Annotated in this window: 14 protein-coding genes and 1 riboswitch; of the genes, 9 read left to right on the forward strand and 5 right to left on the reverse strand. The window is 34.5% G+C overall.

The features are described from left to right. Positions 1-71 precede the first annotated feature (71 nt). Complete coding sequence (locus tag Dongsha4_RS15575; protein ID WP_330203226.1) at positions 72-326, forward strand: SemiSWEET transporter; 255 nt, start codon at positions 72-74, stop codon at positions 324-326. 333 nt (positions 327-659) lie between these two features. Beyond that, complete coding sequence (locus Dongsha4_RS15580; protein ID WP_330203227.1) at positions 660-1,025, forward strand: hypothetical protein; 366 nt, start codon at positions 660-662, stop codon at positions 1,023-1,025. Here Dongsha4_RS15580 and Dongsha4_RS15585 read toward each other — a convergent pair. Together Dongsha4_RS15585 and Dongsha4_RS15590 are read right to left on the reverse strand one after the other, a co-directional pair. Further along, entirely contained in the window at positions 1,022-3,421 is a 2,400-nt protein-coding gene (locus Dongsha4_RS15585; protein ID WP_330203228.1) for a DHH family phosphoesterase, read from the reverse strand. The genes Dongsha4_RS15580 and Dongsha4_RS15585 overlap by 4 nt on opposite strands. A gap of 71 nt (positions 3,422-3,492) precedes the next feature. Next, on the reverse strand, positions 3,493-5,418 hold the full coding sequence (locus tag Dongsha4_RS15590; protein WP_330203229.1) for a sugar phosphorylase: 1,926 nt from the start codon (positions 5,416-5,418) through the stop codon (positions 3,493-3,495). A gap of 162 nt (positions 5,419-5,580) precedes the next feature. Between Dongsha4_RS15590 and Dongsha4_RS15595 the strand changes: the two genes are divergently transcribed. Then, positions 5,581-6,435, forward strand: coding sequence for a carbonic anhydrase (locus Dongsha4_RS15595; RefSeq protein WP_330203230.1), 855 nt, complete (start codon positions 5,581-5,583; stop codon positions 6,433-6,435). A gap of 53 nt (positions 6,436-6,488) precedes the next feature. Here Dongsha4_RS15595 and Dongsha4_RS15600 read toward each other — a convergent pair whose 3' ends face one another. Then, positions 6,489-6,737, reverse strand: coding sequence for a Ycf34 family protein (locus Dongsha4_RS15600; RefSeq protein ID WP_330203231.1), 249 nt, complete (start codon positions 6,735-6,737; stop codon positions 6,489-6,491). A 97-nt stretch (positions 6,738-6,834) separates the two neighbouring features. Continuing rightward, complete coding sequence (locus tag Dongsha4_RS15605) at positions 6,835-7,053, reverse strand: hypothetical protein (RefSeq protein WP_330203232.1); 219 nt, start codon at positions 7,051-7,053, stop codon at positions 6,835-6,837. A 123-nt stretch (positions 7,054-7,176) separates the two neighbouring features. Between Dongsha4_RS15605 and Dongsha4_RS15610 the strand changes: the two genes are divergently transcribed. The 6 genes from Dongsha4_RS15610 (at position 7,177) to Dongsha4_RS15635 (ending at position 20,251) form a co-directional block, all read left to right on the forward strand. After that, the gene (locus Dongsha4_RS15610; protein ID WP_330203233.1) at positions 7,177-8,517 is read left to right on the forward strand and encodes a DUF3370 domain-containing protein; all 1,341 of its coding nucleotides are present in this window, start codon (positions 7,177-7,179) and stop codon (positions 8,515-8,517) included. A 205-nt stretch (positions 8,518-8,722) separates the two neighbouring features. Further along, positions 8,723-8,856, forward strand: a riboswitch (cyclic di-AMP (ydaO/yuaA leader). Positions 8,857-9,376: 520 nt separating this feature from the next. Further along, positions 9,377-10,717: an ArsB/NhaD family transporter gene (locus Dongsha4_RS15615; RefSeq protein WP_330203234.1), complete on the forward strand. Its 1,341-nt coding sequence runs from the start codon at positions 9,377-9,379 to the stop codon at positions 10,715-10,717. A 305-nt stretch (positions 10,718-11,022) separates the two neighbouring features. After that, on the forward strand, positions 11,023-11,763 hold the full coding sequence (locus Dongsha4_RS15620; protein ID WP_330203235.1) for a DUF3120 domain-containing protein: 741 nt from the start codon (positions 11,023-11,025) through the stop codon (positions 11,761-11,763). Positions 11,764-12,306: 543 nt separating this feature from the next. Continuing rightward, positions 12,307-15,666: a methyl-accepting chemotaxis protein gene (locus Dongsha4_RS15625; protein WP_330203236.1), complete on the forward strand. Its 3,360-nt coding sequence runs from the start codon at positions 12,307-12,309 to the stop codon at positions 15,664-15,666. A 301-nt stretch (positions 15,667-15,967) separates the two neighbouring features. Further along, positions 15,968-19,339, forward strand: a complete 3,372-nt coding sequence (locus Dongsha4_RS15630; protein ID WP_330203237.1) for a methyl-accepting chemotaxis protein — start codon at positions 15,968-15,970, stop codon at positions 19,337-19,339. A 144-nt stretch (positions 19,340-19,483) separates the two neighbouring features. Next, positions 19,484-20,251, forward strand: coding sequence for a cobalt-precorrin-6A reductase (locus tag Dongsha4_RS15635; RefSeq protein WP_330203238.1), 768 nt, complete (start codon positions 19,484-19,486; stop codon positions 20,249-20,251). On the opposite strand, the gene Dongsha4_RS15640 is transcribed toward Dongsha4_RS15635, so the two are convergent. Continuing rightward, positions 20,208-21,116 carry a LysR family transcriptional regulator gene (locus Dongsha4_RS15640; RefSeq protein ID WP_330203239.1) on the reverse strand — a complete coding sequence of 303 codons (909 nt, stop codon included), beginning with the start codon at positions 21,114-21,116 and terminating at the stop codon, positions 20,208-20,210. The two genes, Dongsha4_RS15635 and Dongsha4_RS15640, sit on opposite strands and share 44 nt — an antisense overlap. Positions 21,117-21,189: the final 73 nt, after the last annotated feature.

The following is a 21,189-nucleotide window of genomic DNA, read 5'->3' on the forward strand; positions in this document are numbered from 1 at the left end:
TGAGAAATATGTTGATCATAACTACTGTACAATAACTTCATTTATAAATAACTAATGTCTGATAAAAATATATGGAATGGATAACAATTATAGGTTTGACTGCTGGTAGTTTAACCACTATTTCTTTTCTGCCCCAAGCGATTAAAACTTGGAGAAGTAAATCCGCAAAAGATATATCTTTAGCAATGTTTCTTTGCTTTTGTTTAGGGGTTGTTTTATGGATTATTTATGGATTGTTTATCATGGATATTCCTGTGTTAGTTACGAATATTGTTACCTTAATTTTGTCAGGTACAATTTTATTTTTTAAACTTAAATATAAGTAGTTAATGTCTTTAATTTTTATACTATCTTTTAATATATTTATTTTTATAATTAATCTTTATTTATTATGGCAAATTATCAGAATAAAAAAATACTTAAATACTCTGAATACTAGGCTAGTTTATATCAATAAAAACTTACCTTTAATTATCAAAGAGGTTTCCTTATCTATTCTAACAACAGCTTTGGAAATCAAAAAAATTAAAGAAAAATATCGAAGATTGAAAAATAATATTAATAATGTTCAAAAAATACTAACCATAAGCAGAATTATTTATAAAATAGTTTATCAAACTAACTAATATATAAAAGTATTAAATATCAAAAAGAAATCCATGATTGAACCCAAATTTAAAAATGCTCAAGAATATGAATTAGCACAAGTATTAATGCAACCAATTTTTATTCGTCTCTTGGATAATATTCGTAAGGAGTCGGAATTATCTAATTATGATGTTAGTTATGAAGAAATCAATGAACCTTTTCCCAGTTATATTGTTGCCATTAAAAAAGAAAACAAAACGGAAAAAAAAAATGTTTGGGAACTATGTTTTCAAGTTTGTTTCAACAACTATTCAGAAAATATTACTCAACCTGTAACAACTGATAAAACTCTTTTTGAAGAGGATGGACAGTTAAACTGGCAAACTTTAGACGAAAAAACTAAAATATTAGTTAAATCTCTCTTTAGTCCTAATTAAATATGTTTCTGAAAATCTAAATATTCCTTTATTTTTTCTACTTTAACTTTGTAAAAATACTCTTTTTGTAAATATTCTTGACTAATTATATCTTGAAAATTTTGCTTTGCCTCTAAATAATTTTCAGGAGGAAAAGTTTCTTGCACTTTGCTGAATATAATTTCTTCTTGCTGAATCCGAAAATTGACACCAATTAAAGGCAAAATATGACAAATTTTATTTAAGGATAAATCACTGATACATAATGTCTCTAATAAAGACTCTTTCTTAACGCTTTTTTTCTCTTGTAGGGATAGTTTAATAATGTTCAGAAATTGATGCCATAATTCTTCTGATTCTTTTTCTGATGAATGATTATAAGCTAGAATTAAACTACCTTTAGAAAACTTAGGCGAAACTGTAAATTGTGCTTTCGACGTAACCGCACCTTTGGTGATTACATCCTGATAACTACGATTAATTTCTGACCATTTAATGGGGCATTTATCTATAATTTTCCCATTAATATTTGCTAATTCATTGGTTTTTTTTGCTTGTCTATAATCAAGAATAGAAATATAACTATTTTCTGCATAAAATATATTACTAAAATTACTTGGTTTTAAATCAATAATTCTTAAATAATAAATTTTCTCAGTGCTTTTGAAGCGATATTGATACTCAATAGTGCCGATAATATCATAAGTTTTATCTTCCTCAAGATTATCTTTTTTTGCTCCCCACCAGATAGCTTTAAACGGAATATCACAACTATCATCTTCTATCCAAAACTCTAAAGTTAAATCTCTAGTATAATTCTGACTTTTGCCTTTAAACTTATCATATTTTTTCTCAAATAAGCCGTTAACATTACAATTTTTAAGCATTATTTTCACAGGAGGATTATTTATTGAATAAGGCTCAATAATTCCTATTTGTTGAAATAAAATATTATTCAAATCAAATATAGTTAAAACTAGGTCTATATTAATCGTGTGTGAATTCTGATAAATATCATTATTAATCTTTTGGCTAATCAACTCGGTTAAAATTGTAATGTTTTCTTCTAATATAAAAAAACTTAAACCATCTGAAGATAATTTATAGTCGATAATCCAATCTTTTTGACTAAATACTTGCTCCCAATACTCAACAATAAAGCCATAAATAAAGCCATAAAACATATTATCTTGACCATAATTAGACAAAATTATAATAGGTAATTTATATAAATTATAAGTATTTTTTGCAACTAGATTGATAATATTTACATTCCATTGATTACCTTTAAAAATTAAATATTTGTGATTACTTAAATCCAGCGAATCAACTTGTTTATGTATATACTGTAAATATGTATAATTTAAGTCTTGATAACTGAAGTATGCTTTTTCAATTTTGTTTATATAGACTGAATTTTTATTTTGATCTTTATTAGTGATAACATTAATTATATCTTTAGGATTACTATACATTCCTATTAAAGTATTAAATTTTTCACTTATTCCTTGATAAGTATTTAAAGGATAATAACCATTTTTTTTGCATACTTCTATTAAAAGTTGTGTTCCCAAATTATGCTCTTTTTTTAACATCTTTATTCCTTTTAGAAGTAAATATCGATTATTTCCCCATAAATTATGTTTTCCTTGTAATAAGTCTAAAGCAATTAACAAGAACAAATTATCTAAGTTAATATTTTCAGACAAACGAGAGAATAACTTTTTAATAAGAAAAAATGCGATCACGGAATGTGCGGCTACGCCAAAAGCACCTTCAGATAAAGAATAATCAGGATGATTTTTTTGTAAAATATGAGGGTTAAGCCATGCACAAACAAGAGGTTTATCTACAGATAAAAAAGTATTTTCAACGATAATAATATCCATACCTAGACTATTAGCATACTCAATTTCTTGATAATTTTTACTTCCCATTCCAGCACAAATAATTAATTTATAACCATCATCTGCTAAGTTTTTAATCTCTGGACAATTTAATCCAAATTTAGGTAAATTTCTTGAAGGAAAATAGTAGGATAATTGATTATTTTCTTCTTTAAAAATATTCTTTAATCCTGTATATAGGATGGCAGTTGTAATGATACTATCGCAAGAATAATCACCCCAAATAGCAATTTTTTCTTGTTTCTCACTTCCTTCAATTAATCTAGTAACAGCAACGTCAATTTCTTGTGCAAAGATAGAATTATTATTGTAAATACATTGAGGATTAAAAAAATGTTCTAAATCTTGTTTAGTACAAATATTTCTTTTCCACAATAATAAAGCTAAAACTTTAAAATCTTTTAGTTGATTTTGTTGTTGATTATTAACAATATTATTTACTTGAATAAAAAAGTCATTAGGGATATTTTCATCAGAATTAAAATACCATAAATTATTACTTTTATACATGACTGATATTTCTAATTATTAACTATTTTTGTCAAAATATATGCCAAAATATATTAAGTTTAACTCCGAACTCACGAGATCTTAAAATTAGTAATCCAAAGACACTGATAAGGTTGTAAAGTATATTTATCATGGATATTGTCGATCGCACTATGACTAATTAAGTCGAACCATTTTTCCGTATCAATCAGGTTAAGTTGAGATAGAATTAGATTTTGTCGTTGTTTGCTGAGATTGTGAATACAGAAAATACTCTGAGAGCGATCGCTACTTTGTCTCCAGAATGTAAACAATGCCCGATTTAAGGGATGTAAAGTATATTGGGTTGCATTGGGGTGAAAGGCAGGTTGTTGACGACGAATCTTGATTAAACGAGATAATTTATTTAAAACAATACTTTGGTCAGATTGAGGATTTTCTAATTGGGCTTTTAACTCTTGATAATCCCACTTATGACGATTAATAGCTCGATTTTGCCCTGTTTTGACCACATTCTCCTCATTATTGCTTGTTGCTAACAAACTATGAATATAAAACGCTGGAATCCCTTCCAAAGCTAACATGATAGTCTGAGAACATAAAAACCTTTCTATCTGCCATTGATCTTCCCCTTCCATAGTACCTTTCATGGCAGAAAACCAAGAAATATTTATTTCATAGGGGGATTCACTGCCATCAGGTTGTTGACGATAGCTGATTTTTCCGCCAAATTCCTGCATTTTTGTCAATAAGGTTTGATATTCTTCCTCTCTTAATAACCCTTCTGCCGGGCGTAAACCAATGCCATCATGGGAAGCCGTAAAGTTGAAATACGCACATCCTTTAGGGGCAGGGGGCATTCTCATCATCCATGTTTTGAGATGGTCTGATCTTCCTTGTATTAAAGCATTTAATAATAGGGGAGGCAAACTAAAATTATAAATCATGTGGGCTTCATTGCCATTACCAAAATAGCTCAAATTTTCCCAGTTAGGAACATTTGTTTCTGTAATAATAGCAATAGTGGGATCTAGCATTTGACAAATTTCCCGAATCAGGCGAATTATGGTATGAGTTTCAGGAAGGTGAATGCAAGTTGTGCCAATTTTTTTCCAAAGAAATCCCACTGCATCAAGACGAATATATTTAATGCCGAGTTCAATATAAAAAATAATGATTTTGATATATTCAAGTAATACATCAGGATTGGCAAAATTAACATCTATTTGATCAGCACTAAAGGTACTCCAAACATATTTTTCTCCTGTCTTGGTTTCTACTTTAGTTAGCAATGGCGTACTACGAGGACGAACAACAGATGATAAGTCAGTATCAGGATCAACAGTTATAAAATAGTTACATTCAGGCTCTTTCCCTTCTTGAAAATTTTTAAACCATTGATGTTGGCTTGAAACGTGATTAATCACTAAATCGATCATTAAATTAAATTGAAGTGCGATCGCATTTATATCATCCCAATTTCCTAATTTTTCGTCCACTTGTAAATAGTCAATAACAGCAAAACCATCATCAGAACTATAGGGATTAAATGGTAAAATATGAACTCCTGTAATAGTATCTTGAAGATAATTCTCTAAAAAATTAGCCAGAGTAACTAAAGGTTTTTCCGAAGATTTACTATCTTTTATCGTATCCCCATAAGTGATTAACTGTACATTGTTTTCACTCCATTTATGCCAATTAATCGTCAAAGACTCAGCAAATTTATCCTCTATCAAACTGTAAATTATTTTCAGTAAACTCTCACTAATTTCAGGGGTATATAAAACATCTAATAAAGGTTTAATTTTTAGATTAAAATATTTTTGATTATCATTTTTTTTCTGATTAACATTTTCTAAATAATTTGCTTCTTTATCTTGAAAACTATCTTGATTTTTTAGTATTTTGAGTATATTTTGTAATTTTTTTCTATTTTCTGACTTTTTGTCTAATCTTTCTAAAAGAATTTTAATTTGTGTTAATAATTGCTGATCAAAATCTTTAAATTCAGTCATAATTATCTTTGCTATTAGTCTTACTTTTATTTCATCTAGGCTATCATGAGGTTTCGGATTATAGTGTTGTATTAGCAACGAAAATTTAATTTTTTTCTCCCTTGATTTGAGTACCTCCACTTAGTATAATTATCTGCTTAGACGAGACATCAAGCTATAGTTATGAAAAAACTTATCGAAGGATTACACCGATTCCAAGCAGGTTATTTTAAAAGTCATCAGGATTTATTTGAAAGTTTATCTCACGGACAAAAGCCCCGTATCTTATTTATAACTTGCTCTGATTCTCGTATTGACCCAAATTTAATCACTCAAGCCAATGTCGGGGAATTATTTGTTATTCGTAATGCAGGTAATATTATTCCCCCCTTTGGAGCTACAAATGGCGGAGAAGGAGCGGCCGTAGAATATGCGATCGCAGCTTTGGGAATAGAACAAGTGATCGTCTGTGGTCATTCCCACTGTGGAGCGATGAAAGGATTATTAAAAATGTCCAAATTAGCAGAAGATATGCCCTTAGTTTACGAGTGGTTAAAACAAGCAGAAGCCACCCGCCGCCTGATAAAAGAGAACTATACTCATGTTCCCGAAGAGAATTTATTAAGAATTACCGTTGCGGAAAACGTCTTAACTCAACTAGAAAATCTTAGCACTTATCCCATTGTTCGTAGCAGACTACACCAAGGCAAATTATCTCTTCATGGATGGGTTTATAACATTGAAAGAGGAGAAGTATTAACCTATGATCCTGTAGTTCATGATTTTGTCACCTTAGAACAAAGAAACAACTCACAAGAACCAGAATATATCTATAATTTACACCCTAGTTGTTCTGTCTCTCAAGCAGAAGGTTGTCGAACTTATGGTATCGAGGAAGATAATAATAATCACAGCATTACTAATCACCAAATAGCCAACACTATCACCCATACTCAAAACAATGAAACCCCCAACCTACCTCGCTCTAACCGCCTCAGTCAAGAACAAGCAGAAAGAATTTATCGGGGTTCAAGATAGCACATCATCACCTATTGGAGAGAAATAAGATAGTATTCTGTTTTTGATAAAACTTAAGTGGGAATAGCCTCTCCGGGGCGTAATCTTGCCCATCTGCCCATATCCTCAGTAAAACTTGCACATCCTACCACATCCCATTCCATCTCAATATAATCTTGTTGAGGACGAATATTAACGTTTATAGAAGGTTCAACGGGTTCAAAATCGGGACTTTCCGTCAAATGGGGTTGTTGATGTTGAGCTTCTACCGCATAATAAGTATTACAGCGATCGACATACAAACAATTAACACAAATACACATAACTTTTTCAGGGGCTAATGTATCCTAACTATCACCTTAGCTCAAGTTCTTCATTTTCAACTATATTTCAAAAATTATTATCTATTTTAAAAAAATATTACAGAGAACTGCCAAACACCTCATTCTCTCTGCCTATCCACCATTCCCCCAACTTCATTAAATCTTGATGAATGTCCATTAATTGATTGATATATTCCGTTTCCGAAAGAGATTCCTTACTTTCTTCCAATTTTTTGAGTCTTAACTGTATTAACAACCAAGGTTTTGATATTCCTTGACTTTGCTCTATATATCTAGCTAAATCTTTACTATTCATGATAATGATTGATAATAATTATTTAAAATTTTATGGTAACATCAACAGATTATTTAACTTGTTGAGAAACCTATCTTAGTTGAACGAGTCTATTCATAACAATTATTTATTAAGAATTAATTTATGTTAGAGCTAATATCATTCTTCTTCAATCAACCATCACCTTCTATTATTCTCGCTCAAAATAATACCCCTGCCATAGTCACTGAAGAAAATAACACAATTCGCCCCCTCACAGGGGAATTAAACCAAATACCCGTATTTAACAGTAATAGCCCCGAATTAATTGTAGGAGAGGGAATTCTACTTTCTACTTTTCCTCCCGACAATAAAAATACCCCTAAAGCCCATTTAAACTATCCCTTACAAGGAAGATTCGATATTTTTGCTCATCATGTTGCCAAGGCAGTTGACGAAAATGACACTAGAACTCTTTATTTAGGTATAATTCTTCAAAATCCCACCAACAAAACAGTTACCATCGATATTTTGCAGGGAGCGAGTTATTTAAGCCAACCGGATGCCCCTTTCATTAAACAACCTTCTCTGGTGGAAAGCAGCAACACTTACGCAGGGCCAGGTAGTAGAGTAATGGGGGAAATATTACAAGAAAAACGCCAAGATATTTTTCCTGCTCAAATTACCTTAAAAGCAGGGGAAAGCAAAATGTTGTTAAATGCCCCTATTCCAGTACAAACCCTTGAACCAAAAATTAACGGGCGTTCAACTTATATGAGATTATTAAGTGATGGAGAAGTCTATGTAGCTAGTTTAGCTATGTATCGAGATGAAGAAAATAATCCCCCTAGTTTATCTCAATGGCAAGATTTATTAAGTAACGGGGAATTATCCGCCCCCAGAGATTTAGCACCAACTCCTCCCGATGCGACTGGAAAAAGGATTTATGGCAGGGTAGCAGGAGTATCTATTGGTAATCAATGGAAAACAGATTTAGTTGACTCTGTTAATAGCACAATTTTGACTATTCCCGAATCAGGAAAGGCTTTTTCCTATGGCTTAAGCACTTTAGTAGGAGGAACTTTTGGACTTAATCAAGTACAAACTGCACCTTTAGCTGTGAGATACCCAGATACCGCCTATAGCGCCCATGGAAATTACGGTGTCGAGTATAGTTTGACTTTGCCTCTGTTTAATCCTAACAATGAAAGTAAGACTGTTAATATTGCTTTTTCTACTCCTCTTAAGCAAGAGACTCCAGAAATTAATTTTTTTGAAAACCCACCAAATCAAGTCTTTTTCCGAGGATTAGTACAAGTTAAATATAATGATGATCAAAATATACCCCGTTGGCGTTATTTTCATTTAGTGCAGAATCGTGGACAAAAAGGAGAAAATTTAGTAACAGTGACAATACCTCCTCAAGGACAAAAGTTAGTATCCATAGACTTTCTTTATCCCCCTGATGCTACTCCTCCGCAAATCCTGACGGTGGAAACCAATTAATAAACATCAGTTTGGCTTAGAAATATCAAATAAGTACAGGTTTTAGGTTTCGGGTTGTATTTGCTTATCTCAAATTCAGGTTAGTTAGAAAAACAGTGCAATTAGAGCAAAATTTTAGGAGAATTTTCTTTGAGCCAAATCAAAAATCTTAAGCTATAATCAGGGCTATAGCTAATTATAAGAGTTAGTCAGCCTAGTTCCTTAATACTAATTAATTCCCAATTATTATTAGGAAGCGGGGGAACCAATTTAGGGGCTTATTTTTGGAGTATTTCCAGAAAAGAACATCTCTCAGTTCTCGTCCGTCAGCTAACCTCGTAGGCATTGAGAGGAGACTAAAGAATAGGTATTTGTAAAAACCTCCAATTCATTTAGGTATTCCTAATTGACAAAACTCTTCATCTATAAAATAATCCTTTTTGAATTTGGAGCAATTCAGATTATGAGTGTGAAATATATTAAATAGAATTTGTGATTGATTCTGATTAGTTAAATGTGAAATAGTAAAGGGTTTGTTGTGACTTATCTTTAAAAAATTTGAAATCCCTCAAAGAGCAAATACAAACTTTTGCTTATTTAATTTGAGCTACTTAATAGTATCTCTTTTTGATGCTTTTTGCCCGTTTTAATAAGTTTTAATTTGTTAAAAAACACCTCTTTCATAAGATCAATATTAAATATTTTTTGAGTTTATCAAATTTTAATTAAGCTGAATAATTGATTTTCATTTTAAAAAATAAAGTTTCGATCGAGAAAAACCGAGCTTTTATTTACTGGTCATTATCTACTTATCTACTCTCAAACTGTATTTTATTTCTTCATCAAAACCTAATTCTCTGAATAAACATAAATATCAAACATGAGCGAACTTTCTAGTATTATTTCCGCCTCAGTTTTTGTTATTGTTATTATTCTGATTATGTCAGAAAAATTGCATTTGACGATCGCAGCTTTATTAGGAGCATTAATTCTGATTTTCACCCATACAATTACTCTTACAGAAGCCGTTGAATTTATCAGTAAAAGCCATGCAACATTAGTTTTATTTTTTGGTGTAATGGTATTAATTAGGTCATTTGAACCGACCAAAATTTTCGAATATATTGCCACTAAAATGGTAATTATTGCTAAAGGTAGAGGAAAAGTCCTCATACTAGGAATCATCGGCATAACTACCCCCATTTGTGCAGTGCTTCCAAACGCCACAACCGTTATGCTTTTAGCTCCTTTAATTCCTCCCCTAGCAGAAGAAATTGGTGTTAATTTTGTTCCTCTATTAATTCTTATGGTATTTGTAGCTAATAGTGCAGGTCTAATTACCTTAGTAGGAGATCCAGCTACTTTTATTGTGGGAGATGCTATAAATATGACATTTCTCGAATATCTACAAAAGTTAACCCTCGGAGGTATTATTGCTGTTGTCAGTGTGGCCATAGTTGCTCCCATCTTATTCCGCAAAATTTGGAATACAAAATTCACCCACCTAGAAGATTTACCCCACCCTCAAGTTAATCATCCCAGAATGTTAATCCTTGGGGCTTTAATCATGGTTTTTGTGCTCACATTCTTTGTTATCGGCGATTCTCTGGCTATACCCATTTCCCCCGCTTCTGTGGCACTACTAGGGGCAACTTTGGCGTTACTATTAGCCCATCACAGTAAAATTGACACAGTTCATAATATTCTCAGAGATGTAGATTGGAGTACCCTTATTTTCTTTATGTCCATTTTTGTTTTAATCGGTAGTTTAGAAAAAACAGGGGTGGTAAGTCATTTATCAGGAATATTAGCATTAGTTTTGGGAAAAAATATTTTTGTTGGTTCTATACTATTAGTTTTTGTGGTGGGCATACTATCGAGCGTTGTCCCCAATATTCCGTTAGTGGTTGCGATGGTACCTTTACTAAAAGAATATTTAGTTAATGTTAATTTAGTTGACTCATCAATTCTTGATCCTAATTATACAGGACAACTACCCCCTGAAGTTTTACCTTTATTTTATGCCATGATGTTTGGAGCAACTTTGGGAGGAAATGGCACTTTAGTTGGTGCTTCTTCTAATATTGTGGCGGCGGGAATTGCAGAACAACATGGAAAGATAATTTCTTTTCACACTTTCTTAAAATATGGATTACCAATAATGACAGTACAATTAATTATTTCCTCAATTTATATTGGATCATTTTGGCTCTTTAAATAGGAAAAGGGCAAAGTAAAAAGGGGCAAGGGGCAAAAGGCAAACCCCTCTGTGTCTCCCCTTAAAAGAATACAAGGGCAAAAGTCTTTAATTAACACTAACTCCAAACTCATAACCCTTTCCCCATACTGTGCCACTCAAATCAAAAGTTTTTTATTGACTTTCATATGAAATATTACTATGATAACAATATACCCATAGGGGGGATATGAAAATGTTAGGGATATTAGTTAAAAATCAAATTTGGATTTTTTTTCTGAAAATATTTTAAGATTAAGTAAAGATAAGTAAAGAAATTATAAGCAATTTTGTTAAATCATACCTTGTTATCTCAATTAAGCACCTTATTACCATCTGTAGGGGAAATTATCTTTGATTTTCTCGTGGGTTGGTGGTGGGACAAAGAAAAGCGCAAAAGGATTCTTCTTTTTTCTTCATCGGCTTTTCTCGTTTCTATTCCTGTGTTTTTCCAAGCTCCTTTAGTAAGGATTTTTCCTTGGTTGAGTTTATTGTTAACTTTTGTGTGGGTTGCTTTAAGTTTTCACTGGCGTAAACAACCTGAAACTTACATCTGGGGAGATTTACTCTGGGGTTTTAGTTGGAGTTGGTTCTGTGGTTCAATTTATTGGGGATGGTTAAGATATTATCCTTCTGTTCATATTCCTATTGAGGCAATCGGTTTACCTTTCGCTATATGGGGAATTCGTAAGGGGTGGGGATTAATAGGTAATTATTTTTACCTTGGTTCTTTAATTGGTACTGCTATTACTGATTTATATTTTTATATTGATGGGTTAATTCCCTACTGGAAAGAGTTGATGGTAACTGATCCTACCCTAGTTAAACCTCTTTTACAAGGTGCGATCGCGCAAGTTCAAACTGTTTGGGGTATCAGTTGGGCAATTTTATTAGCGAACACCCTTTTGGGCATTAGTTTATGGGGATTGGTCAAGAAAAAGACTCATCATATAGTTTTTGCCAGTGCCGTTTTGAGTACTATTTTTACTGACGCTTTATTTTTGGTCGCCGCTTATTTGGGTATTAGTTAACCTAGACAAACAAAGGGCTAAGGGACAAGGGGTAAGAGGCGAAGGTAAATAGTTGAAATTAATAACTTCTAACTCTTAACTTAACACCGAATACCGAACTCCACCTGAGTTCGATGAAAAAAGTATCGAAAAATAAAGCGCCCTCGAGTTATCATCGAGCCAATTTTGGAATAAAAAACTATTAAATTTAGGAAAAACTCATTTAAAATCAATTTATTCAGCTTTTTTGTGAATAATTATTACTTTTAACTCCGAACTCCGAACTCCGAACTCCGAACTCAGGTAACTCCGAACTCCGAACTCATTACTTGTTTCTCCCTAAGCCCCTAATACCCCAACACCCTAAACCCGATACCTGTTGTGGTTGTCTAATATTTATCCTTTGTGAAAGTATATATTGAGATCCACAACTATTGAGCTAAAATGAAAAGGAAATATGCAAACATCTAAAACCTATACGAATAGGTGCTTTATTGTCTTTATATCCATAAGTAATAACACTTAGAAATCACCACTATTAGTAAACTATCTGAGGAAAGTTCCATGACTCAAACTTCCCCCCAATCCGATCGTCAAGAGCAAAAAAAAGCTAATCAAAATCAAGAATTATCCCCCTCACCATCGATACAAAAACAACCACCAAACCGCCCGAAAAATAGTCAGTCTTCCCAAAGTTTAATTCAATGGTGGCAAAGCAAAAATCTTAGGTTTAAAACTTCCTCGATCGCGATCGCATTAGGTTTAACACCGATTATAGTCGTAGGTAGTATTATTGGGATAACCACAAGCCAATCTTTTCGTGCAGAAATAGAAAGCGTACAGGAAGAAGAAGCTCAAATAATTAGTAAGGATGTCAATTTAATCATTAGTGACCGTTTTGCCCAAGTTCAGGGTATGGCGCAAGTAATACCAGAATTGTCTTCCTATCAACAAAAAGATAAAGCCAGATTACAAAAACAGTTAAACGAATTTAAAAGATTATATAGATATTTTGATAGTATTGCAGTTTTTGACGCAAATGTTGACCCACTAGCAGAAAGCAATGGGCTTTTTATGCCCAATCATAGCCAGAGAACTTATATTCAACGAGCAAAACAGGCAAAAGGAACAGTTGTCAGTGAACCAATTATTTCTGAGTGGGATGGTAATTATGGAATTTATTTTGCCTCCGCCCTTTTAGACCTAAATACCAATGAAATCACAGGTTATCTAAGGGCGAGAATCCCTGTGCAAGAATTACAAAAATTGATTGCTAAAACTGAAACCTACGAAGATAGCGGAGAAAATATCTATCTTGTGGACGGCAATAATCAAATATTTGTATCTTCTGATACTATTTACTCAACTAACGTTTCCACAACGGGAAGAAACACTACAGAAAAAGAAAGTACCATCGATTCTGTGAAATCCGTAGATCAAGTATTTCCTAAATTAAGATGGCAAGATTCATCTAATCAAGGCAACACCGTCGAAGATCGAAATCAAATTACAAAAACCAATCAAGTAGTAACCTATACTCCTATCAATGTGGATTTAGAAGCTAATCCTTTGAATTGGGGGCTGATTTTAGCAGGAGATACGAGTGTTGTTCTTGCCCCGGTTAATCGGATTACAACCTTTATCTTTTTAGGGATTCTCGTTTCAGGGGGAGTAGTTGGTTATATTGCCTATACCGTAGCAGGATTGGTTGTTAATCCCATTGAAAAAACCTCAAAAACTATTAAACAGATTGCAGAGGGAGACTTAGACGCATCATTAGATATTAAAGGAAGTGACGAGATTGCCCAATTGGGTAATAGCGTTAATGATATGACCTATCAGTTGAAAAACCTACTCGTAGAACAACAACTTTTAGCCAGTCAGTCTAATCTACTCAAGAATATTACCCTAGAGATGACAAAGGCTTTTAATGTTAATGAAGTTTTTGACATTGCTGTTAGAGAGATTCGTCAAGCACTACAGAGCGATCGCGTCATTGTCTATAGTTTTGATGATAATTGGCAGGGAACAATTATTGCTGAGTCTGTTGACTCTAAATACCCTCAATCATTAGGGGCAAAAATTCATGATCCTTGTTTTGAAGATAAATACGTTGATAAATATTTACAAGGCAGAGTTCAAGCAACTCCAGATATTTACAAAGCAGGACTCACAGACTGCCACCTCCGACAGTTAGAACCTTTTGCAGTTAAAGCTAATTTAGTTGCCCCAATTATTGTTGATAATAAACTCCTTGGCTTGTTAATTGCTCATCAATGTTCAAGTCCCAGAAATTGGACATCTCAGGAAGTGGACTTCTTTGGACAAACAGCAACTCAGATGGGGCCTGCTTTACAACGGGTTATTTTATTAGAATCTCAGCAATTAGATAGTTTATTATCTCAGCAGTTAAAAGATATTACCTTCAAAGTAGCCGAAGCCTTAAATCAGGATAAGGTATTTGAAGTGGCAACAAATATGGGTCGAGAAGCCTTAAACGCCAGTCGAGTCATTATTTACACCTTTGATGAAGATTGGAAAGGTACAGTTATTGTTGAATCTGTTGATCCTAAATATCCCAAGGCGCTGGGAGCAAAAATAAAAGATCCTTGTTTCGCTGATAAATACGTTGAGAAATATCAACAAGGTAGAGTTCAAGCTACTAACAACATTTATACTGCGGGTTTAACCAGTTGCCATATTCAACAGCTAGAACCTTTTGAAGTAAAAGCCAATTTAGTTACCCCCATTATTGTGGACGGTGAACTGCTAGGCTTATTAATTGCCCATCAATGTGATGCACCTCGTCAATGGACTCCTTCTGAATGTAATTTCCTGTCTCAATTAGCCACCCAAATAGGTCCTGCGTTAGAAAGAATCAGGCTTTTATATAAACAACAAGAATCTGAGTTAGAACAAAGAAAAGCACGGGAAACCATGCAACAAAGAGCATTAGAATTATTAATGCAGGTTGATCCCGTTTCTCAGGGAGATTTAACCATTCGGGCAACGGTGACAGAGGATGAAATTGGTACTATTGCTGACTCTTATAATGCCACCATTGAGAGTTTAAGAAAAATTGTAACTCAGGTACAAGGGGGTACAAGAGCAGTTAATCAGGTTGTTACGGAGCAGAACAACTATGTAGAAAATCTGGCACAAGAGGTAATTCGTCAGGCGGATGATATTAATGTTGCTTTAGAAAAAATTCAGATTTTGGCTTTTTCAGCCCGTACAGTATTAGATAATGCGGAACAAGCAGAAGAAGCAGTTAAACAGGCTAACCGCAGTGTAGAAGAAGGGGAAGTTGCCATGAACCGAACAGTGGACGGTATTTTGGCGATTAGAGAAACCGTTGCAGAAACAGCGAAAAAAGTAAAAAGACTAGGGGAGTCAACCCAAAAAATTTCTAAGGTTGTTAACCTGATTAGTAGTTTTGCGGATCAAACCAACCTATTAGCGTTGAATGCTTCTATTGAGGCGGCACACGCAGGGGAAGAAGGACGAGGTTTTGCGGTGGTAGCCGAAGAGGTTCGTTCCCTTGCTCGTCAGTCTGCTGAAGCGACGGCGGAAATTGAAAAGGTGGTTGCGGAAATTCAAGAAGAAACCAACGAAGTAGTAAAAGCGATGGAAACTGGTACTGAGCAGGTAGTTGAAGGAACAAAACTGGTGGAAGAAACCCGTCAAAGTCTGAACGATATTACGGCGGCATCTGCTTTAATTAGTCAACTGGTAACTGCGATCGCAGCTTCGGCGGCAGAACAGTCTCAAACCTCTGAATCCATTACCGAAACTATGGCAGAAGTAGCAGGGATTTCCAATGACACCTCTAATGCAGTGACTCAAGTTGCTCGTAGTTTCAAAAAGTTACAAAAAGTTGCTGATAGTTTACAAGAGACTATTAGTAAGTTTAAAGTGAGTTAGGGGTTCGGGGTTAGGAGTTCGGAGTTCGGGGTTTTATAAAAGTAGGGGAGTGGGGAGTAGGGAGAATTAAAAATTCAGAAATTTTCTAACATCTAACACCTGAAACCTGAAACCTATTTTCTACATTACTTATTACTCTTGCTGAAACTAAAACTTATAGTTAGAAGCTGAAAGCGTCACTGTAAGGCTGTTTCTGAGCTTATTCTGCGAAGCTAGTATTACCCCTGTTGCCTGTTCCCTTTTGCCTGTTGCCTGTTCCCTGCCTCGTCAGAGGCTCATTACTCATTACTTATTACTTGCCATGACTCAAGCACCAGAAAAACCAAGTTTACAATCCACAACTCAGGAAAAAGAAAATACTCCTCCTGTTTATGTCACAAAAAATCCCAAAATTCCCCCTGTGAAACCTATCTCCCCTGTGGTGAAATGGTTTTATGATTTATCTATTCGTAAAAAGCAATTATTCGTGGTAGTAGGAGCTCAAGCTCTTTCTTTTGCTGTACTTTTAGGGGTGGGAGTATTAGAAATCATTTCAGGGGGTAGAGAGCAACTTATTAATCAATCCAATTCTGAGTTAGAAGCTACCAAGATTAACTATGATATTAAAATTAATCAGATGGGCTTCGGTTTTCGGGGACAATCAGATAACGTTGCAATTATCAATGCGGCCTTAACTCGTGCTAATGGTAATAGTTTGACTTCTGCTCAACAAAGTTTAGTTAAACAAATTCTTCAAAACGAAATTACTGCTCGTAATATTGAGTATGCTACATTGGTAGGTGTAGATAAAAAAATAATTGTTAATGCGAACAATAATCGAACAGGGGAAGTTTTTGATCCCAATGGCTTAGTTTCTCAGGTTCTTAATAATCCTCAACAGATTAAAACAACGGAAATAGTTTCTTGGGAGGATTTACGAAAAGAGAATCCCCCCTTATTACCCCGTCTCACTCCCAATCAAGACGCAGTTATTCGTTATACTTTTACTCCTGTTGTGAATCCGAATAATCCTAATCAGGTAATTGGGGTTTTGGTATCAGGAGACGTAGTTAATGGTAAATATTCCATCGTTTTTGACACCATTAATGAGTTTAAGGGCGGATATAGTGCTGTTTATCAAGTTAATTCTGAAGATAATATTTCTTTAGCTAGTTCAGCTACTACTGATGAACAAACAATAGATGAACAAATTGCAAGTCAAAAGTTATTGGAATTAGCATTAAAAACTCCCAATGAAGCAGTTTATTTAAGGGATCAAGTGGGGGGAGAAACTTATACTTTTAGCGCCCAAGCTATTCAAAATAAGGCGGGAGAAACTGTGGCTATTTTGGTGCGTGGTACTCCAGAAAAAGCACTTAACCAAATTATTGCGAGTAGTTTAAAAACTCAGGGACAAACGGCACTAATTGTATTAATTCTTAATTTTATTCTAATCATTATTTTAGGAAGAGCGATCGCAAATCGTTTGGAACAATTACAGAAAACTACCGCTCAATTTGCGGAGGGTAACTATCGGGTAAGGGCAAATATTATTGGGCAGGATGAAATTGGTAATTTAGCGGATACCTTTAATTTACTCGCAGAAAATATTGAAAGTAATGAGTCGTTATTATTACTAGATGCGGAAAAAGCTAGTTTATTCCAAGAAATTACAGGGGCGAGGGTAGTTGATGAAGATGATATTAATCAGGTGTTCGATCGCAGTTTACCAAAAGCTAAAGAAATTTTAGAAGTTGATCGTCTTGTTATCTATCGCTTTAAGCCTAATTGGAGTGGTTACATTAGCAATGAAGCGGGAGATCAAGATTTACCCAGTGCTTTAAGTGAGCAGTTAAATGATCCCTGTATTCCCCTATCCTTAAGAGAAGCCTATATTAATGGTAGAGTAGTGGCAACAGAAAATGTTTATACCGCAGGATTTGCCCCCGAACATGAAGCCTTAATGCACCGCTTACAAATCAAATCCAATTTAGTTATTCCTATCATCAGTCAAGGACAACTATTTGCTTTATTTATTGCCCATCATTGTCGTCAACATCATCAATGGCAAGAAAAAGAAATTTCTTTCCTCAGTCAAATTGCTTTACGATACGGGGTAATTTTAGACCGGGTTAATATCTTAAAAGCCCAAATGACCTCGGCAACCCGAGCAGAACAACTCAAAGAAATAACCCTTAATTTAGCGGAGGGTTTAAGTCCGCAGGAGGTTATGGATACAGCAGTTTTAGAGACTCGTAAGGTGTTAAGATGCGATCGCACTATTGTTTATGAATTTGATGAAAAATGGCAAGGTACAATTATTGCTGAATCTGTAGCAGAAGGTTATCCCCAAGCCCTCGGAGCAAAAATTCATGATCCCTGCTTTGAAGAAGAATATGTAGAAAAATACTTGCAGGGCAGGGTTCAAGCAACCCCAGATATTTATAATGCAGGATTAACTTTATGTCACCTCAAACAATTAGAACCTTTTGAGGTAAAAGCCAACTTAGTCGCCCCCATTATCGTTAACCGTAAATTAATTGGTTTATTAATTTGTCACCAATGCTCAAACATAAGAGAATGGGAACTATCAGAAATTGATTTTATGACTCAAGTTGCCACTCAAGTAGGACTAGCTTTAGAAAGGGTAAAATTAATTGATTTACAGCTACAAGCAGAACAAGAACAAAGACAAGCAAAAGAGCTATTACAACAAAGAGCGTTAGAACTATTAATGCAAGTTGATCCTGTTTCTAAAGGGGATTTAACTATTCGTGCTACTGTTACAGAAGATGAAATCGGTACGATTGCTGACTCTTATAACGCAACCATTGAAAGTTTAAGACAAATTGTATCTCAAGTACAAAATGCGGCTTTAGAAGTAGCCCAAACCACCAGTAACAATGAAAGTGACATTGAAATTCTACGCTTAGAAATTGCTGAACAGGTAGAAAATATTGCTCAAGCCTTACAAACAGTAAATGCCATGAGCCGTTCTAGTAAAATTGTGGCAGAAAGTGCAGAACAAGCAGAAGAAGCCCTAATCAAAGCTCAAGAAAGCGTTGCTGTAGGAGATTCCGCCATGAATAAAACGGTGCGTTCAATTATGGACATTCGTGTTACCGTACAACAAGCCGCAGAGCAGGTTAAAAAGCTAGGGGATACTACCGAAAATATTTCCAATTTCGTATCTCTGATTGGCAGATTTGCCGCTCAAACTCACCTTTTGGCTTTGAAAGCATCCATTGAAGCCGCACGGGCTGGAGAGCAAGGACAGGGCTTTGCGGTAATTGCTGATGAGGTTCGGGCTTTAGCAACTCAGTCTGCTCAGGCAACGGCTGACATTGAAAAGTTAGTGACGGATATTCTTTCAGAAACTAAAGTGGTGGTAACTTCCATGGAAGAGGGCAATGAATTAGTTGTCGAGGGTAGTAAATTAGTAGAGGAAACCCGCCAAAGTCTTAACCAAATTACCGCCGCTACTGTACAGATTAACGAATTAGTAGAAGCGATCGCCGCCGCCGCTTTTGAACAGTCTGAAAACTCGGAAGAAGTTAGTATTACAATGGGAGATGTGGCAAAAGTAGCCGAAAAAACTAATTCCTCGGTAACTCAATTATCCCAATCTTTCGTTCAATTACAGGCTGTTGCTCAGAAACTTGAGTCTGATGTGGCTAAGTTTAAGGTTAATTAGAAAAGGTAGAAAAGGGCAAAGTTAAAAGGGCAAAGGGCAAAGGTAATAAACCATTAGTAATTAGTAACTTCAGCACTTTAAGAATTAGTTTCTTCTAATCCCCTAACCCCTAACTCCTGCCTATTATTCATTCTCAGGTAATTAATGATTTGGTTAATTGGTGGCACATCTGAAAGTGCAATTATTGCTCGTTTATTGTCTGATTTAAAGCAGGATTTTGTGGTGACAGTCACGACTGATTCTGCTTGTAAGTTATATGAGAATATTAATGATATTCAAGTTGTTGTTACTAAGTTATCTGTGGCACAGATGAGGGATTTTATTTCTGTTTGGCAAGTCTTTGCTATTATCGATGCTTCTCATCCCTTTGCTCTTGAGGTTTCCCAAAATATAATCCACTTAGTCACATCTTCTCAGGGCTTATGTTTACCTTATCTTCGTTATGAAAGGGAAACGGTAACTACTAATAATCACAATAATATTTTTTATTATCCAGATTTACAGTCTTTATTATCAGATAATTTGATTTTAAAGCAAAAAAAAGTTCTCTTAACTATAGGAGCGAAATATCTACACTTATTTAATTCATATCATCATCAAGCTCAATTTTATGCCCGTATTCTTCCCTATCAATCTTCTTTGGCATTGGCTGAAAAAGCTGGTTTTGGATGCGATCGCATCATCGCTATTCGTCCTCCTCTGAGTTTAGAATTAGAAAAAGCCTTGTGGCAATTATGGGGTATTGAGATGGTAGTTACCAAAGCAGGAGGAAAAGCAGGAGGAGAAGATATAAAATACCAGTTAGCAGAAGAATTAAATATTCCTCTGGTAGTGATTAAGCGCCCTTCCCTTAATTATCCTTTAATGGCTAAATCTGTTGAAGATGTGAAGGAATTTTTAAAGAGTTTTTGAGAAAATCTGTTAGCAATCTAATTTTGTTCGATAGATGTCGATTGATAGGATAAAGTGCAAATAAACTTAGGGTTTTAGGAGAGTAATCGGGTAGGATTCTTCTTAATTTCCCTTCTTGAAGATAAGATTCGATAATAAATCTTGGCAATATTGTTATACCTAAATCTGCGATCGCACCTTTGGCGAGAATTTCCCCGTTATTAGAACATAATCGACTTTTAATTTTGATGATTTTTTCTTCATCTCCTTTTGTTAATCTCCATAGATGAGAGGAATTAAAATAACCATATTGTAAACAAAAATGATTCTCTAATTCTTCAGGGGAATTTGGTTCACCATAATTTTGGATATATCCTTCCGAAGCACATAAAATTAACTCAATCTCAGCTAATTGATGAACTATTAAGCTAGAGGACTCTATTTTATCGGTAATTCTAATTACCATATCATAACCTTCGGCAATGGGATCAACAAAACGATCATCTAAACTAAGTTCCACTTTTAAGAGAGGATATTCTGCCATAAAAGATGCGATCGTATCTCCTAAATTAATTGTGCCAAAAGTCATGGGAGCATTAATCCTCAATTTACCTTGGGGACGTTGCTGTAAATTAGTAACCGCAATTTCTGCTTCCTCTAAATCCGCTAAAATTCCCGTGCAACGTTCATAAAAAGCTAAACCCGTTTGAGTAGGAGTGACATTACGAGTATTGCGGTGTAATAACTGCACCCCTAAATAAGTCTCCAAATTAAAAACCAACTTATTCACTGCCGAACGAGATATACCCAAAATGCGAGAAGCCTGAGCAAAACTACCCGACTCCACCACTAACACAAAACCTCTAATCTGATTAAATTTATCCATTTGTCAACTTTTATTCAACAATCAGTTAAATATAATATACATTGTCAACCAAAAAATAGAGAAGTATCATAGA

This window comes from Cyanobacterium sp. Dongsha4 (genome assembly GCF_036345015.1).
Classification (GTDB): Bacteria; Cyanobacteriota; Cyanobacteriia; order Cyanobacteriales; family Cyanobacteriaceae; genus PCC-10605.

Bases quoted from the DNA above. Each gene is read 5' to 3' on its own strand.
- Dongsha4_RS15575 (WP_330203226.1), top strand. From the start codon at position 72: ATGGAATGGATAACAATTATAGGTTTGACTGCTGGTAGTTTAACCACT.
- Dongsha4_RS15580 (WP_330203227.1), top strand. From the start codon at position 660: ATGATTGAACCCAAATTTAAAAATGCTCAAGAATATGAATTAGCACAA.
- Dongsha4_RS15585 (WP_330203228.1), bottom strand. From the start codon at position 3,421: ATGTATAAAAGTAATAATTTATGGTATTTTAATTCTGATGAAAATATC.
- Dongsha4_RS15590 (WP_330203229.1), bottom strand. From the start codon at position 5,418: ATGACTGAATTTAAAGATTTTGATCAGCAATTATTAACACAAATTAAA.
- Dongsha4_RS15595 (WP_330203230.1), top strand. From the start codon at position 5,581: ATGAAAAAACTTATCGAAGGATTACACCGATTCCAAGCAGGTTATTTT.
- Dongsha4_RS15600 (WP_330203231.1), bottom strand. From the start codon at position 6,737: ATGTGTATTTGTGTTAATTGTTTGTATGTCGATCGCTGTAATACTTAT.
- Dongsha4_RS15605 (WP_330203232.1), bottom strand. From the start codon at position 7,053: ATGAATAGTAAAGATTTAGCTAGATATATAGAGCAAAGTCAAGGAATA.
- Dongsha4_RS15610 (WP_330203233.1), top strand. From the start codon at position 7,177: ATGTTAGAGCTAATATCATTCTTCTTCAATCAACCATCACCTTCTATT.
- Dongsha4_RS15615 (WP_330203234.1), top strand. From the start codon at position 9,377: ATGAGCGAACTTTCTAGTATTATTTCCGCCTCAGTTTTTGTTATTGTT.
- Dongsha4_RS15625 (WP_330203236.1), top strand. From the start codon at position 12,307: ATGACTCAAACTTCCCCCCAATCCGATCGTCAAGAGCAAAAAAAAGCT.
- Dongsha4_RS15630 (WP_330203237.1), top strand. From the start codon at position 15,968: ATGACTCAAGCACCAGAAAAACCAAGTTTACAATCCACAACTCAGGAA.
- Dongsha4_RS15635 (WP_330203238.1), top strand. From the start codon at position 19,484: ATGATTTGGTTAATTGGTGGCACATCTGAAAGTGCAATTATTGCTCGT.
- Dongsha4_RS15640 (WP_330203239.1), bottom strand. From the start codon at position 21,116: ATGGATAAATTTAATCAGATTAGAGGTTTTGTGTTAGTGGTGGAGTCG.